The sequence below is a fragment of the Acinetobacter sp. ANC_7503 genome (assembly GCF_056780035.1).
Genome location: NZ_JBWYJA010000001.1, coordinates 348,170 through 363,348 on the forward strand (window position 1 = coordinate 348,170; position 15,179 = coordinate 363,348).

General features: G+C 39.7%; 13 protein-coding genes. 3 read left to right on the top strand and 10 right to left on the bottom strand.

Translation table 11 applies throughout. The annotated features are described in order from the left end of the window. Nucleotide 1 precedes the first annotated feature (1 nt). The 6 genes from msbA to AC1M9M_RS01850 form a co-directional block, all read right to left on the bottom strand. Complete coding sequence (msbA, locus tag AC1M9M_RS01825; RefSeq protein WP_035264595.1) at nucleotides 2-1,726, bottom strand: lipid A export permease/ATP-binding protein MsbA; 1,725 nt, start codon at nucleotides 1,724-1,726, stop codon at nucleotides 2-4. Between the two features lie 233 nt (nucleotides 1,727-1,959). Beyond that, entirely contained in the window at nucleotides 1,960-2,850 is an 891-nt protein-coding gene (locus AC1M9M_RS01830; RefSeq protein ID WP_035264597.1) for a ParB/RepB/Spo0J family partition protein, read from the bottom strand. Further along, nucleotides 2,847-3,629, bottom strand: coding sequence for a ParA family protein (locus AC1M9M_RS01835; RefSeq protein ID WP_035264598.1), 783 nt, complete (start codon nucleotides 3,627-3,629; stop codon nucleotides 2,847-2,849). Before AC1M9M_RS01835 ends, AC1M9M_RS01830 begins: the two co-directional genes overlap by 4 nt. Before the next feature lie 23 nt (nucleotides 3,630-3,652). Next, nucleotides 3,653-4,285: a 16S rRNA (guanine(527)-N(7))-methyltransferase RsmG gene (gene rsmG, locus AC1M9M_RS01840; protein ID WP_481595447.1), complete on the bottom strand. Its 633-nt coding sequence runs from the start codon at nucleotides 4,283-4,285 to the stop codon at nucleotides 3,653-3,655. Nucleotides 4,286-4,370: 85 nt separating this feature from the next. Further along, entirely contained in the window at nucleotides 4,371-5,060 is a 690-nt protein-coding gene (gene murU, locus AC1M9M_RS01845; RefSeq protein WP_092766212.1) for an N-acetylmuramate alpha-1-phosphate uridylyltransferase MurU, read from the bottom strand. After that, the gene (locus tag AC1M9M_RS01850) at nucleotides 5,057-6,073 is read right to left on the bottom strand and encodes an aminoglycoside phosphotransferase family protein (RefSeq protein ID WP_481595448.1); all 1,017 of its coding nucleotides are present in this window, start codon (nucleotides 6,071-6,073) and stop codon (nucleotides 5,057-5,059) included. Before AC1M9M_RS01850 ends, murU begins: the two co-directional genes overlap by 4 nt. Nucleotides 6,074-6,192: 119 nt before the next feature. On the opposite strand from AC1M9M_RS01850, the gene AC1M9M_RS01855 reads away from it, so the two are divergent. Together AC1M9M_RS01855 and AC1M9M_RS01860 are read left to right on the top strand one after the other, a co-directional pair. Then, entirely contained in the window at nucleotides 6,193-8,667 is a 2,475-nt protein-coding gene (locus AC1M9M_RS01855; protein WP_481595449.1) for an LPS-assembly protein LptD, read from the top strand. Next, nucleotides 8,667-9,965 (top strand): peptidylprolyl isomerase, encoded by a 1,299-nt coding sequence (locus AC1M9M_RS01860; RefSeq protein WP_481588360.1) that lies wholly within the window; start codon nucleotides 8,667-8,669, stop codon nucleotides 9,963-9,965. The genes AC1M9M_RS01855 and AC1M9M_RS01860 overlap by 1 nt, the downstream gene beginning before the upstream one ends. A 99-nt stretch (nucleotides 9,966-10,064) precedes the next feature. Here AC1M9M_RS01860 and hfq read toward each other — a convergent pair whose 3' ends face one another. From hfq to tsaE, 4 genes are all read right to left on the bottom strand, one after another. Continuing rightward, entirely contained in the window at nucleotides 10,065-10,577 is a 513-nt protein-coding gene (gene hfq / locus AC1M9M_RS01865) for an RNA chaperone Hfq (protein WP_481588361.1), read from the bottom strand. An 89-nt stretch (nucleotides 10,578-10,666) separates the two neighbouring features. After that, nucleotides 10,667-11,611: a tRNA (adenosine(37)-N6)-dimethylallyltransferase MiaA gene (gene miaA, locus AC1M9M_RS01870; RefSeq protein WP_481588362.1), complete on the bottom strand. Its 945-nt coding sequence runs from the start codon at nucleotides 11,609-11,611 to the stop codon at nucleotides 10,667-10,669. Nucleotides 11,612-11,617: 6 nt separating this feature from the next. Then, nucleotides 11,618-13,570: a DNA mismatch repair endonuclease MutL gene (gene mutL / locus AC1M9M_RS01875; RefSeq protein WP_481595450.1), complete on the bottom strand. Its 1,953-nt coding sequence runs from the start codon at nucleotides 13,568-13,570 to the stop codon at nucleotides 11,618-11,620. A gap of 8 nt (nucleotides 13,571-13,578) precedes the next feature. Beyond that, the gene (tsaE, locus tag AC1M9M_RS01880; RefSeq protein ID WP_481595451.1) at nucleotides 13,579-14,046 is read right to left on the bottom strand and encodes a tRNA (adenosine(37)-N6)-threonylcarbamoyltransferase complex ATPase subunit type 1 TsaE; all 468 of its coding nucleotides are present in this window, start codon (nucleotides 14,044-14,046) and stop codon (nucleotides 13,579-13,581) included. A gap of 116 nt (nucleotides 14,047-14,162) precedes the next feature. On the opposite strand from tsaE, the gene AC1M9M_RS01885 reads away from it, so the two are divergent. Beyond that, nucleotides 14,163-15,086: an RluA family pseudouridine synthase gene (locus AC1M9M_RS01885; protein WP_481595452.1), complete on the top strand. Its 924-nt coding sequence runs from the start codon at nucleotides 14,163-14,165 to the stop codon at nucleotides 15,084-15,086. Nucleotides 15,087-15,179: the final 93 nt, after the last annotated feature.

The window sequence follows — 15,179 nt, forward strand, 5'->3', positions numbered from 1 at the left end:
CTTATTCCTCAAAATTACGTTGATGCAGTTGGAAATATGCACCACGCAAATCGAGTAATTCCTGATGGGTTCCCTGCTCTAATATCCGACCTTTATCCATTACCACAATAAGATCTGCATTCTCAATCGTTGATAATCGATGTGCAATGACAATCGTTGTCCGATCCTGCATAGCTGCATCAAAAGCACGCTGAATAAAGTATTCAGACTCATTGTCTAATGCGCTTGTCGCTTCATCAAGAATTAAAATTGGAGCATTTTTTAAGATTGCGCGAGCAATTGCAATACGCTGTCTTTGTCCGCCAGATAAATTTAAACCTTGAGCACCTAATGGTGTGTCATAGCCTTGAGGCAGTGCCATAATAAAGTCATGGGCATAAGCAGCTTTCGCAGCAGCAATAATCTGCTCTTCCGAAGCATCTTGTAACTGACCATAAGCAATATTCTCACGAACAGTTCGGTTAAACAGCACGACTTGCTGATTGACCATAGCCACTTGTGAGCGTAACGCTGTTACTTCGATATCTTGAATATCATGGCCATCGAATTTGATTGACCCTGAACTTAATTCTTGAAAACGAACCAATAAGTTAACTAAAGAAGACTTACCAGCCCCCGAACGCCCCACCAACGCTACAGTCTGCCCAGCTTTAACATTTAAATTGAAATCATGAATGGCATGAAAACCATCGCTATATGTTAAATTTGCCTGATTAAATTCAATATTGCCTTTGAGTTGTGGTTTTAACTGCCCTTCATTTTTTTCTTCAGGCATATCCAATAATTCAAATACTGAATGTGCTGCAGCCATTCCTCGCTGTAATTTTTCATTGATATCGGTTAAAGCTTTAATCGGCTTACTCAACATACCGGCTGCAGTAATATACGCAACAAACTGACCCGCTGAAGTATCCTGTAATATCTCAGGTCTTAAAGCAATCCAAATCACAATACTTAAAGCGATCGCCATAATAAGTTGTACAACAGGACTATTTAATTGTTGTACTGCAACCATTTTTAAACCACGACGCAAGTTTTCGAGTGAGGTTTCTTTAAAACGAGTTTGCTCGTATGCCTGTCCACCAAACCCTTTAACAACCAGATTACCATTCACGGTTTCTTGCACTACATGGTTTACATCACCCATCGTATCTTGCACTTGAGTAGACAGCTTACGCATACGTTTAGCAGCTTTTCTAATCAACAAACCGATTAATGGCGCAAAAATCAAAATACATAAAGTCAAGCGCCAGTTGGAATAGAACAAATATCCTAACAGCGCAATGGTGATCAAACCTTGTTGTAATAAGGTTCTTAATGACTCCGTTGAGGCAGCAGTCAGCTGTTCAACGTTGTACATAATTTTGGCAGTAATATGACCACTAGTGTTATCTAAATAATATTGCGACGGCAATCGCATTAATTTAGCAAAAACTTCTTGGCGAATATTAAAAATTAGATTTCGAGAAATCACCGAAGTGTAGTATCCACCTAGAAATAGCCCCACTCCTCGTACAAACATCAAAACCACAACCAAAAATGGGAATAAGTTCGTGAAACTTCGATCCTGTTCTTGAATGGCATTGATAATATGCTCTAATAATTTCGCAACAGAAACTTCAGTCGCGGCATTCAGCACAAAACCAAATACAACAATCAATGCAATCGTCCAGTACTGTTTTAAGTAACTCAACAAACGCATATAAACTTTAAAATCTTGCTTCACTCACAACCTCTAATTGGTACGGTATCCTTAAACACCTAAACAGATTCAGCACGTATGCAATTTAATCATACATAATTCGAACATCGAATGCTAAAGTCTGCCCCACTCTAAAATCAATGACCTGATTGTATGGAATGATCAAAGTAAACCTTAGCTCAATTGGAGTATTGAGACCTAAATGACTTAAATCTCAAACTCATCTAAATAAATCACATTTACTGCTTTTAAATTAATTATTTTTCATCTAAACAGATATTTAGAATACCATCTAACTCATCAAGTGAATGGTAATGAATCACAAGCTTACCTTTACCTTGCTTATTGTGATCAATTTTAACATCTGCACTGAAACGTTCAGAAAGACGCTGAGTCAGTTGCTCTAAATCAGCTGAAATTGATGGTTTTGGCTTATCCTGTTTTGGTGCATTAAAATCACGCACTAACTGTTCTGTTTGACGAACAGAAAGGTTTTTTTCAATGACAATTTTTGCAATTTCAATTTGGTCTTTTGCACGCAAAGTCAATATTGCACGCGCATGCCCCATATCTAATTGACCTTGTTGGATATGGTCTTTAATCGGATCCGCTAAGCTTAATAAGCGCAATAAATTACTTACTGTAGTACGTGCCTTGCCCACCGTTTCAGCAATTTCTTGGTGACTTAATCCAAACTCTTCATGAAAACGCTGCAATGCCATAGCTTGATCAATTGGATTTAAATCTTGGCGTTGAATGTTTTCAATTAATGCCAACGCAATTGCAACTTGATCTGACAAATCACGAACAATTGCAGGAACTTCATTTAGTCCAGCGATTTGAGCTGCTCGCCAACGGCGCTCCCCTGCAATAATTTCATATTGATGTACATCATCCTCAATTGGACGAATGACAATCGGCTGCATGATGCCATGCTTTTTGATAGAAGATGCTAATTCCTGAAGGTCTTCTTCATGAATAAAGCGTCGCGGCTGATAATTACCACGTTTAAGAAGTTTGACATCTACCTGTTTGAGCTGACCATGATCTAATGACTGTGCTTCTAATTGTAATTTTTCTTTTTGAATAGAGCCCAATAACGCATCTAAGCCACGACCCTTTGCTAAGCCTCTTTTCTTCACGGTCATGCTTTACTTCCTTTTTTCACTTTGGTTTTTTTTAACATTTCAGCAGCAAGATTCAAATAAGCCACTGCACCCTTAGAACTTTTTTCAAAATAAATAATCGGCAACCCATGTGCTGGCGCTTCCGCTAAACGCACATTTCGAGGAATAACCGTTTCGTATAATTTTTTACCAAAATACTGCTCCAACTCATCCGACACATCACGTGTCAGCGCATTTCGAGCATCGTACATGGTACGCAATACACCAATGATTTCTAAATCAGGATTTAACGCTTGTTGAATACGATCAATCGTTTGTGTTAAATCCGCCAAACCTTCCAAGGCATAATATTCACACTGCATTGGAATGATCACGCTTTTAACAGCAGCCAATGCATTTACCGTGATCAAACTTAAGCTTGGTGCACAATCCACAATGATGTAATCAAACTTATCTTCAATTTGTTGGATCGCATCACGCAGAATAAATTCACGACCGTCTTGCTCAGCAATGGCTAATTCAACACCTGCTAAATCACGATTGGAGCCAAGTACGCGATATCCAACTTCAGCTTTAGTGATGGCTGTTTCAATTGGCACTTCACCCAGTAAAACATCAGTTACTGAGTATAAGAGATCATTCTTTTGAATACCTGAACCCATAGTGGCATTGCCTTGAGAGTCCATATCAATCAACAATACTCGCTTTTTAAGCACTGCTAATGATGCAGCCAAATTTACAGCAGTCGTGGTTTTACCTACGCCACCTTTTTGGTTCGCAATAGCAATAATTTGAGCCATGGTAACCCCAATCCCTAGAATTTTTAAATTTGTTTAAGTAGCAATAAATGACGTTGTTCATCTAAACGAGGAACGTGAAGCTCAATAATTTCGCAACTCAACTCATCTTTATGGTTTTCAATTTCCTCAGCAGGAATTAAACCTTTCATAGAAGCAATAACACTGTTTTTATGCATAAAAGGACGAGAAGCAGTAATAAAATCTGTCAGTGAGGCGAAAGCACGACTGGTAATTACATCGAATTTACCCAGTTCATTAATACTCTCTTCTTTCTCTACTCGAGTTTGAACTGCCACAACATTTTTTAGTTTTAGATCAGCAATAAACTGCTTGAGAAAACGAATTTTTTTTCCATTCGAATCCAGAAGCACACAGCTTCGCGCAGGTTGACATAGCGCGATGATCATCCCCGGCATACCACCACCGGTACCGATATCAAGCAATCGCCCTTCAGGCAAGTCTTTCAAGATACTGAGGCTATCCAACAAATGTTTAACTAACATTTCTTTAGGATCACGAATTGCGGTCAAGTTGTACGCCTTATTCCACAATACAAGCGCATCTTGATATTTTAATAATAAATTCAACGCTTCATCACTGAGTGATAAACCTAGTTTTTGACTACCTTGTTGTAACTCATGAAAAAAAGGATGCATAAACAGTAAACATCTCAATAAAATTAATCAAAGTATACCGTTTTATGCATCGTGGAACACTATTTAACGCTTAGTGAATACTCAGTTAGTTAAATTGTCCTTCTCGAATTTGCTGATCCAACTGCATCAACCTTTCTGGAGTACCCACATCCACCCACGTTTCTGCCATTTTTGCAGCAGAAATTCTGTGGTTGTGCATAGCATCTTTAAGCAAAGGTGCTAAAGGACGCTTGCCCCATTCTAGACCTTCAAATAAACGAGGATGAATCACCGCAATACCACTATAAGTCAGATTTTCGCCCTCTTTTTCTTGCTCAAAAGTATAAGCACGACCATCTAATAGTGTGAAATCACCTTGAGGATGTTGTAGTGGATTTGGTACAAGTACCAAGTGCGCTAGATCTTCTTGTAAATCAAGCTCAAGCAACTGAGCAAAATCAAACTGAGTCCACACATCCCCATTGACGAGGATAAATGGTTCTTCACCCAACAAGGGCAAAGCATTGATGATTCCACCAGCTGTTTCCAAACCCTCATCTTCACGCGTCCAGCGAATGTTCACACCAAACTGAGAACCATCGCCTAAAGCACCGATCAATTTGTCTGCTAGCCATGCCGAATTAATAATAATTTCACTAACACCAATCGACTTTAGTTTTTCAATATGCCATACAATTAAAGGCTTCCCACCCACTTCCAACAGTGGCTTTGGTTTATAAAGCGTCAAGGGACGCATACGGTTACCCAGACCGGCTGCTAAAATCATGGCTTTCATGCAGCTACTACCTCATAGTGACCATACTTGGCTTCAAATGCATGAAGCACTTTATCTTCAACCCATTGAATAAATGGAGTGAGTTCAGCGTAAGGCTTCGACTCTTCGAGTAAATACCACATGACACGAGGCAGGTCTTTTAAATAGCCCGACTTTCCATCACGTTCAAACAATCGCACAAAAATACCTAAAATCTTTAAATGGCGTTGAATCGCCATGAAGTCAGCATCTTTAATAAAGCGCTCTAAATCACGATCAATTTTTGAATCATCTGGTAATAATTCATAAAAGGTTTTAAACCATTGTTTTACACGTGCTGGAGGCCATTGCACGTATGCATCACGTGTAATTGAAATCAAGTCGTAGGTATCCGCACCGATTACCGCATCTTGAAAATCAATTACGCCTTGTTCTTGTTCATTATTCAACAACATGAGATTACGACTGTGAAAGTCTCGATGAACAATCACTTGTGGTTGAGCTAAAGCCGCATTTGCCAATATCGCAAAAGTACGCTTAATCAAACCTTGTTCATCAGCATTTAATCGAATATTTAGTGATGGAAGCAACCAATCTGTGAATAACTCCATTTCACTGATTAATTTTTCGTAACTATATTCTGGAAACTGATCCACACCATGAATAGACTGTAATTGAATGAGTTGTTTAAAACTCTGTAAATAATGCTGATCTACCGTGTCATTGTTTAAATGGTTCGCTAAAAGCTCATCCCCAAAATCTTCAAGAAGCAACAACCCTTGCTCTAAATCCTTTGCAACAATATGTGGAACACGAACACCATGACGATCAAAGAATTCATCAATCGTCACAAAAGGTACACAATCTTCTTTTTCTGGAGGTGCATCCATTAACATAAATGATTTATTATTCAAGGTGATTCGCGCATAGCGACGGAAACTGGCATCGCCTGCTAAATATTTTATTTCGAACTGCTCTGATTGAAGTACAGATTGCACCCACGTATGTATCAATTGTTCACGTTGTGTATTCATTTGCTATAAATTCTAGTACAGGCTGAATATTTAAAGTGCTAAGTGTAGCCACTAATCCGTTTTTTCTCTATGATGCGACAATAATTAATTGCAATTTGCATACTTGGTTAATGATATAAATGAAGCATCAGTTTACTTTCAGCCCTTTGGCGACTGCTATTTTAACCTTATTGTGTGGTAGCACAGTCTCAAGTTATGCCGACTCTAAAGACAGTACAACTGAGGTGGACAATCAAGCACTTCAAACTGCAATTAAAGAAAGCTACCCTGGTCAGCGCTTCTTTGATCAATATTATGTCAATAAAAATTCAGCCGAAGCGCAACAACGTAGCACGTTGTCCCCAAGCTCGAAATTTTGTGCTCAAACTTGGTTGACACCTATCAGCCCTGATACTAAAGCAGTTGATCCTGAGCAAGCAACATCGATCATCACCGCTGATCGTGCATATTACAATCCAAATGGTGATTCAGAATTAGAAGGCAATGTCATCATCGATCAGCAAGGTCGTATGGTTCGTGCAGATAAGATTAAAATTGACAATACTCAAACCCATGCCAAAGCTTCTGGCAATGTACAGTTAGCACAAGCGGGTTTATTGGCTCAAAGTGATCAAATTGACTACAATTTAAAAACCCAAACGGGACGCCTCAATAACAACTTTTATATTTCAGAAGCGACACATGGGCATGGTCGTGCAGAAAATATTGAGCGCACCTCACCCAATATTTTACTCCTTCAGAATGCAACTTATAGCACGTGTCCACCTGAGCAAAGCCCAACATGGAAGATTCAAGCCAATTCGATTGAGTTAAATCAAGACACTGGGCGTGGCGTGACCAAAGGCACTAAACTATATATTAAAAACACACCAGTGCTGGCTGTGCCATATTTCAATTTCCCTATTGATGATCGTCGTACCACTGGCTTATTAAACCCAGGTTTTGGTTATACAAACGATGGTGGTTTAGAACTTGAAGCGCCAATTTATCTCAATTTAGCACCCAATTATGATGCGACTATCACTCCACGCTTCATTGGCGGTCGTGGATTGATGGCTGAGGGTGAGTTCAGATATCTGACTGAACAATATGGTGGCGGTCGTATTTGGGGTGGTTATTTAGCACAAGATCGTAAATATGATGATGAAGATCGTAAAGATTTACACCTCTTGCACAATTGGAAAATCAATGACCAATGGACGACCAACCTAGAATATAACTATGTTTCTGATAAAGACTTCTTTGCAGATCTAGACAGCAATCCGAATACAAGAACAGAGTTAAACCAACGCCGCGCTTGGGATCTTAATTACGCGAATGGAATTCCAGGGTTACGCGCGCAACTCAAAGTTGAAGACTTCCAGACGCTAGACCCTGATGTTGATGATGTTGATCGCCCCTATGCACGACTACCGCAATTGCTCGTCAATTATATCACTGGTAATCCGCAAGGACTGGAATATGAATTTAATAACGATACAGCATATTTCCAAAAAGATATTAATGACTTAAATGCTTCAGACAACTCAAATATGGACACCATTTATCAACCAAGTGGTACACGTCTTTATAATGAGTTTTCTGCTCGATATAATTTCCGCAATCAATGGTCATTCTTTATACCTCAAGCATCAGTTCGCTCTATAAATACCTTCTTTGATCAAAATACGATTGATCGTATCACCGAAGAACAAAGAAAAAATACCAAAGACAATGCAGTTATAGTTCCAGAGTTTACTTTAGATGCTGGTCTTATCTTTGAAAAAGATGGAAAATTCTTACAAACCATCACACCACGTGCATTCTATGCTTATGCACCACATAGAAATCAAAACAGTTCACCAAACTTTGACTCAACCGCAGCGTCCCTGAATTACGATCAACTCTTTAATCCACGTCGCTTTTACGGTCATGACCGCCTAGAAGATAATAACTTCTTATCACTCGGGGTAAGTTACAGCCTCTTTGATACTATCGGATTAGAACGTTTACGTGCCAGCATCGGACAAAGTTACTATTTTGAAGACCGTAAGGTGACTTTGAATAATAGTCAAAATGACCCATTTAATACTGAGCGTCAAACTGGTCCTGTGATCAGCATTGCCAGCCAGCTTTCACAGAACTTTACTGTGAATGCAAACTCAATGTGGATGTCTAACGGAGATAATGCTCAACGTGATCTACAAGTGTATTACACAGGTGATCAAGGTAACCTATACAACTTTGGTTATTTTAATCGTAAGCGACTTGAAGATCGTCAAGACCACTATGACCAAGTTACAGCATCCTTTATACAACCTGTGAAAGGTAATTGGAATTTGATGGGTCATATGCAATATGATCTAGACAACAGTGTTGCACGCGAGTACCTTTTAGGTATTAATTATGAGTCGTGCTGCTGGGGTGTTTCGGTCTATGGTCGCTCTTATTACAATGACTTAGATGATGTTAATGCACCAGACACCAAACAAAAACGTGCTGTAATGGCAGAGTTTACACTTAAAGGACTTGGTGGCTTAAACAGTAAGTTAAGCTCTTTACTGGAAAATCGAATCTTGGGTTTCGATAAAGTTAAACAAAATTGGACAAATTAATGAAGATGCAAAATTTAAAACAACTCTTTAAAGCTTCAGCGTTAGCACTTGTTATTTCTGCATCAGTGTCAAGTTATGCAAACCCATCAGATCAAATCGTTGCTATTGTTGGCAAAAGTGCCATTTTAAAAAGTGACATTGCACAAGGTGTCGCTGAGCTACAACATCAGCTTAAAGCTCAAAAACAGGATGTACCACCACTTCAGGTACTTGAAAATCAAGCTCTGAATAAACTCATCATCCAAAATGCACAACTTGAACAAGTAAAACGCTATGGCATTCAAGTTGATGAAAAAACTTTAAATGATGCTGTGCTTAATGTTGCTCGCCAGTCGAACAGTAATAGCCTTGAAGACTTCCAGCAAAAGCTTGACCGTATGGCTCCGGGCACTTATGAAAACCTACGTGCTAAAGTCGCTGATGATCTTGCTATTCAGCGCTTACGTCAACAACAAGTGATGTCACGCATCAAAATCAGCGACCAAGATGTTGAAAACTTCCTCAAATCACCGGAAGGTCAAGCTGCTGTGGGTACTCAAGCTCACGTGATTCACTTCAGAATTTCTGGTGAAGCCTCTCAACAAGAACTCACTCAAGTCGCGCAACAAGTTCAAGATGCACTTCAAGCTTCGAATGATGTAGATGCGATACAGAAACAATTTTCTACATCTACAATTAAAGTTGAAGGTGCAGATATGGGCTCGCGCTCAATCGCAGATATTCCAGAAGAACTTGCATCGAGTATCGCTTTAGTTTCACCAGGCAATACTACTGATTTAATTCAGGCTCGAGATGGCATCCACTTGTTGAAACTCTTAGAGCGCAAGTCAAATGAGAAAAAGACAATTGTGCCACAATACCAAACTCGCCATATTCTGATTAAGACTTCTGAAGTGGTGAGCCCTGAAAATGCCAAACACACTATTGACAGTATCTATAGCCGTGTAAAGGCAGGTGATGATTTTGCAGTTCTTGCTGCAACTTATTCTAATGATCCAGGCTCTGCACGTGATGGTGGTAGCTTAGGTTGGGTGTCACCAGGTATGATGGTGCCAGAGTTTGATCAAAAAATGCAGACTGCGAGAATTGGCGAAGTCAGTGAACCTTTTGAAACACAGTTTGGTTGGCATATTTTGCAAGTTACTGATGCACGTCAGCAAGACATGACTCAGGAACAGCAAAAACGCATAGCGCGCCAAATTCTTGGTGACCGTCAATTTGATGCAGAGTTAGATGGCTGGTTAAGAGAGCTTCGCGCAAGTACATACGTTGAAATTAAACAACCCAACCAAAACTAATTTTTGTTAATTAAGAGCCTCCACTATGGGGGCTTTAATTTTTTGGCTGTTCACATAAAAAAGGCACCTTCATCAGGTGCCTTTTTGATTACTCAAAAATTAACGATTGTTTTCGTCTTCTTGAGCATCATCAAATTTTGTTTCGCCATCAAAGTTTGGTGTAGAAGTCGCACCAAAGCCACCTTGACCACCGAAGCCACCTTGACCACCGAAGCCACCTTGACTGCCAAAACCTTGACCGCCACCGAAGCCACCTTGACCGCCAAAGCCACCTTGACCGCCAAAGCCACCTTGACCACCGAAGCCGCCTTGACCACCGAAGCCACCTTGACCACCGAAGCCACCTTGTTGACCACCGAAGCCGCCTTGAGCACCAGCAGGAGCGCCTGCAGGAGCACCAGCAGGACGTGGATTACGTGCAGGTACAACTGTTGAAATAGCGTGTTTGTAAACCATTTGGCTTACCGTGTTTTTTAATAATACAACGTATTGGTCAAATGATTCGATATGACCTTGTAATTTAATACCGTTGACTAAAAAGATTGAAACTGGAATACGTTCCTTACGGAGAGAGTTTAAGAACGGATCTTGTAAAGTTTGACCTTTAGACATGTTATACTCCAAAAAATAAAATCAGCGCAAAAAAACTATCTTTATTTTTCAATTAAAATTTATAAAAAAGATAGTGAGTAAATTTTGCTTTATCCATATAAGTTTCGCAAGTCTTCTTGAGCTTGCTTTATCGTCAAAAAAGTTTGAAAACTGTGCGCTTCTTGCAAAGAACGTAACCAAGTGTATTGACGTTTAGCAAGTTGTCGTGTTGCAAACAAACACTTGTCTTCCATATCTTGCTTAGATTTGAGACTTCTATCACTATTTTTAAGAAAATCTAAAGCTTGGCGATATCCAACAGATCTCGCCGATGGCAAATTATCGTTTAAATCGTATTTTTCAATCAGATACTCCACCTCATTTAAAAAACCGATATCCCACATTATTTTTAGGCGCAGTTCAATTCTTTTGTGCAATTCTACACGATCAGGTAATAGCGCATAATTATGAAAATTGTAACGATATGGCTGTTTTTTAGGCTGTTCAGCTTGAAGCTCAGTGATAGGTCGACCTGTCAGACGATAGACCTCTAGCGCGCGTATAATGCGCTGACGATCACTCATTTTAAACTTCTCACCTGCCATAGGATCGACACGTTTTAACTCTTCGTAGACGCCCTCCCAACCCAATGCCATGGCTTCATTTTCAATTTGTTGACGTACCTTTTCATCAGCATTAGGGAGATTCGTTGCCAAGCCTTCCAACAGTGCTTTGTAGTACAACATCGTCCCACCCACCAAAATTGGGGTCTTACCGCGTGAATGTATTTCATCAATCAGCAGCGATGCATCTTCAACGAATTGAGCTGCCGAATAAACCTCGAGCGGTGTAATAATATCAATCAAGTGATGTGGATATCGTTCCTGCTCTTCTTTTGATGGCTTTGCCGAACCGATATCCATGTCCTTATAGATTAACGCAGAATCCACTGAAACAATTTCAAAATTACCGCGCTCATATAGCTCGCATGCCAAAGCAGTTTTCCCACTCGCAGTCGGCCCCATTAAGTTGATGACTGGCATTTGATTTGACATGTACAATTACTCTCCTCGAGCAAATAATTTATCTAATTGACTAAGTGGAAAAGCTCTCCAAGTCGGTCGTCCATGATTACATTGACTTGCAAACTCAGTTTGTTCCATCTGCCTCAACAGTGCATTCATTTCAGAAATACTTAACATTCGATGCGCACGCACTGCGCCATGACATGCCATCCCTGCCAAGATATGGTCTCTTTTTTGTTGTAAAGCACTGGCCTCATTATTGGGATCAAGATCATTCAAAAGTTCTGGGATTAATGCATTAAAATCAGCTTTGTGCAAAATAGCAGGCACACCTCGCACTATCACTTGCTCATCGCCATATTGATCAATTTCTAAACCAAGCCGCGCCAACTGAGGCTTAAGGTCTTCGATACGCGTGGCTTGCATACGTGTAATTGAAATCACTTTTGGAATAAGCAACTGCTGTGATGTCCAAAATTCAGGTTTATCCCAAGCAGATTTCATTTGCTGCAACAAGATTCGCTCATGCGCAGCATGCATATCCACAATGATCAAACCTTCAGAATTTTGCGCCAGAATATAAATTCCATGAAGTTGTGCAATTGCAATCCCCAAGGGGAACTCATCAACTCTAGACGATGTTGATTCCATCTCAGCATCATGAGGAACTTCAAAATTAGATGACGTATCTTTCAAAGGTGCCAAATAAGATTTGAGTGCATTACTGATATTAGAATTTGAATAAGGCTGGCTCGGCGCACTATATTGAACTGATTGAGGCTGTTTAACACTAAAATCTGTTAAATACCCCTCATGACTCGATTCCTGCAACGTCTGGGACATAGGGGGCGATGCTTGAGCATTTTGATGCAAATTAAATTGCTCTTGATAACGTGGTAGCTGAACTGATGGTGCGATGACATCTTGATCAAGCTTTAAAGCTTGGGCTAAATCCGCAGTCGCAGTCTGAAATTGCGACAATGTTTCTTTGGCAAAATGACGTACAAATTCGTGTACTTCACGTTGATTCAAAAAACGAATTTCATGCTTAGTCGGATGCACATTCACATCAATAAATTCAGGATCAACTTCTAAGAACAACAAATAAGCTGCATGTTGATGCCCATGTAAGATGCCATCATAGGCCATTCGCAAAGCATGAGAGATTGTTTTATCTTTTACGATACGACCATTGACGTACACATACTGCAAATCACTTTGTGCTCGAGCATCAGAAGGATGACCTAACCATCCTGATAAGCGCATATTGACACTATCAGCATCGATCCAATACGCATTTTCCGTAAATTGTCGGCCTAAAAGCTGCTGTACACGTTGAAATCTGAGTTGACCACTGTCTGCGACAGGCAAATTTAAACGGATAGTACCATTATGTTCCAGCACAATCCGAATATCGAAATGCGTTAAGGCTAAGCGCCGTACGATTTCTTCAATGTGACCAAATTCCGTATTTGGCTTTTTTAAAAACTTTCGTCTTGCTGGCACATTAAAAAATAAATCTTGTACACGTATGTGTGTGCCTTGCTGAGTAGCAACAGCTTGAATCTCTTGATGATCAAAGGCCGTGCCGTTTACTTCGACCTGATAACCAATTCCTGAATCATCACGACTACTGGTCAAGGTCAAGCGCGAAACAGCAGCAATGGAAGCCAAGGCTTCTCCGCGAAAACCTAAGCTCATAATTGCATGTAAATCTTCAGCAGTTTGAATTTTACTGGTCGCATGACGCATGACCGCAAGCGGCAGATCCTCAGGATGAATTCCTTTGCCATTATCGATAATCTCAATCAGCGTACTACCGCCTTGTTCGACTCGAATGATTAATTCAGTCGCACCTGCATCAATGGAGTTTTCTAGAAGTTCCTTCACCACTGATGCAGGACGTTCAATTACCTCTCCCGCAGCAATTTGGTTTGCTAATGCAGGAGATAAGGTTTGAATTCGATTCAAGCTAAGATCATACGCCATAGAATTATTTAAAACTGTGTCTTTAATTTTGCGAGTAAAGCTTCATCATTTGAAGAAATCGTGACATGACGTACTGATTCATCATCAGATTTCTCAATATTCAAGATAACATCTGCATTTGGAATTTCGTCACCACCTTTAGAGGGCCATTCAAACAAGAATAGCGCATCAGCAATATCCAGATAATCACGAAGACCCATCAACTCAAGTTCATAAGGATCATTCAAACGATACAAATCAAAATGAAAGACATCCTGCTGATTGATTTTATAGGGTTCAACCAGTGTATAAGTCGGGCTTTTAACCGCACCACGATGACCTAAATTTTGTAGCCAATAACGCGTCAGGGTGGTTTTACCCGCACCCAAATCTCCAATGAGGTATATGACACCCTTTTCAATACACTGCCCTAAACATGCAGCTAATTTTTGAGTATCTGCTTCATCATTTAAGTTGAGTTGAAAAGAATATTGCATCTGGATCACATTAGACATCTGTTGAAGAGGTATAATAGCATGCTCCTGAACAGTGCCTATCTAGACTTGTTCAAAAACTCATTCATCTGATCATTTTTTTATGCTGTTGTCTTGTTATGCCAAAATCAAATTCAGAAAGTGCCCCAAGTTTTACGCCACCGATGATCAATGGCGTAACAGCCAGCAAAGTATTTCTTCCAAATCAACAAATCTCTCCGATCACGATTTATGATTTTCTCATTCAAGCCTTTTCTCATATAGACGCACTGGAATGGCAACAACGTTTTAAAGATGGGCTTATTTATAATGCAGATGGCAATCCACTTTCAATCAACTCGGCGTATCAACCCAATTCTCATATTTTTTATTATCGTTTTTTAGCAGACGAAATTCATGTTCCATTTAAGGAAAAAATTTTATACGAAAACGATGATCTGCTCGTGGTGGATAAACCTCATTTTTTAACCATGAGTCCGACAGGTCAATATGTTCAAGAAACCTTATTGGTGAGATTAAAGCAATTCACTGATAATCCTCATCTCACTCCCATTCATCGTTTAGACCGCGAAACAGCAGGTGTTGTTTTATTTTCAAAAAAAGTCGAAAGTCGCGGAGTCTATCAACAACTTTTTGCAGATCGAAAGGTATCCAAAACATATCAAGCCATCGCACCTTACTCAAAAGATTTAGTCTTTCCACAAACAGTAGAATTGCGCATGGAAAAGGGAAATCCATTTTATATAATGAAAGTATGTGAAGGCGTCACCAATTCTGTCACTGAAATTGACCTGATAGAACACAATTCACAGTGGGGACGATATATTTTGAAACCACTGACCGGTAAGCAACATCAACTCCGCGTTCACCTCAATGCGCTCAACATTCCAATCAAAAATGATCCTTTTTATCCGCTAATCGCGCATAAAGCTGAGGATGATTTCAGTGCTCCGTTGCAATTACTTGCTGATGAGCTTCAATTTATTGATCCGATATTAAATATTGAAATGCACTTTAAAAGCACGCAAACACTGACATTGTAGATTCATTGTAATGACAAATTTATATAATTTTCACGTTCAGACATTGAAATTACATTTACTTAGATTAAAATAAGCACTTAAATTTAGAGTCGT

Bases quoted from the DNA above. Each gene is read 5' to 3' on its own strand.
- AC1M9M_RS01855 (WP_481595449.1), top strand. From the start codon at position 6,193: ATGAAGCATCAGTTTACTTTCAGCCCTTTGGCGACTGCTATTTTAACC.
- AC1M9M_RS01860 (WP_481588360.1), top strand. From the start codon at position 8,667: ATGAAGATGCAAAATTTAAAACAACTCTTTAAAGCTTCAGCGTTAGCA.
- mutL (WP_481595450.1), bottom strand. From the start codon at position 13,570: ATGGCGTATGATCTTAGCTTGAATCGAATTCAAACCTTATCTCCTGCA.
- rsmG (WP_481595447.1), bottom strand. From the start codon at position 4,285: ATGCATCCTTTTTTTCATGAGTTACAACAAGGTAGTCAAAAACTAGGT.
- AC1M9M_RS01885 (WP_481595452.1), top strand. From the start codon at position 14,163: ATGCCAAAATCAAATTCAGAAAGTGCCCCAAGTTTTACGCCACCGATG.
- miaA (WP_481588362.1), bottom strand. From the start codon at position 11,611: ATGTCAAATCAAATGCCAGTCATCAACTTAATGGGGCCGACTGCGAGT.
- AC1M9M_RS01830 (WP_035264597.1), bottom strand. From the start codon at position 2,850: ATGACCGTGAAGAAAAGAGGCTTAGCAAAGGGTCGTGGCTTAGATGCG.
- hfq (WP_481588361.1), bottom strand. From the start codon at position 10,577: ATGTCTAAAGGTCAAACTTTACAAGATCCGTTCTTAAACTCTCTCCGT.
- tsaE (WP_481595451.1), bottom strand. From the start codon at position 14,046: ATGCAATATTCTTTTCAACTCAACTTAAATGATGAAGCAGATACTCAA.
- AC1M9M_RS01835 (WP_035264598.1), bottom strand. From the start codon at position 3,629: ATGGCTCAAATTATTGCTATTGCGAACCAAAAAGGTGGCGTAGGTAAA.
- murU (WP_092766212.1), bottom strand. From the start codon at position 5,060: ATGAAAGCCATGATTTTAGCAGCCGGTCTGGGTAACCGTATGCGTCCC.
- AC1M9M_RS01850 (WP_481595448.1), bottom strand. From the start codon at position 6,073: ATGAATACACAACGTGAACAATTGATACATACGTGGGTGCAATCTGTA.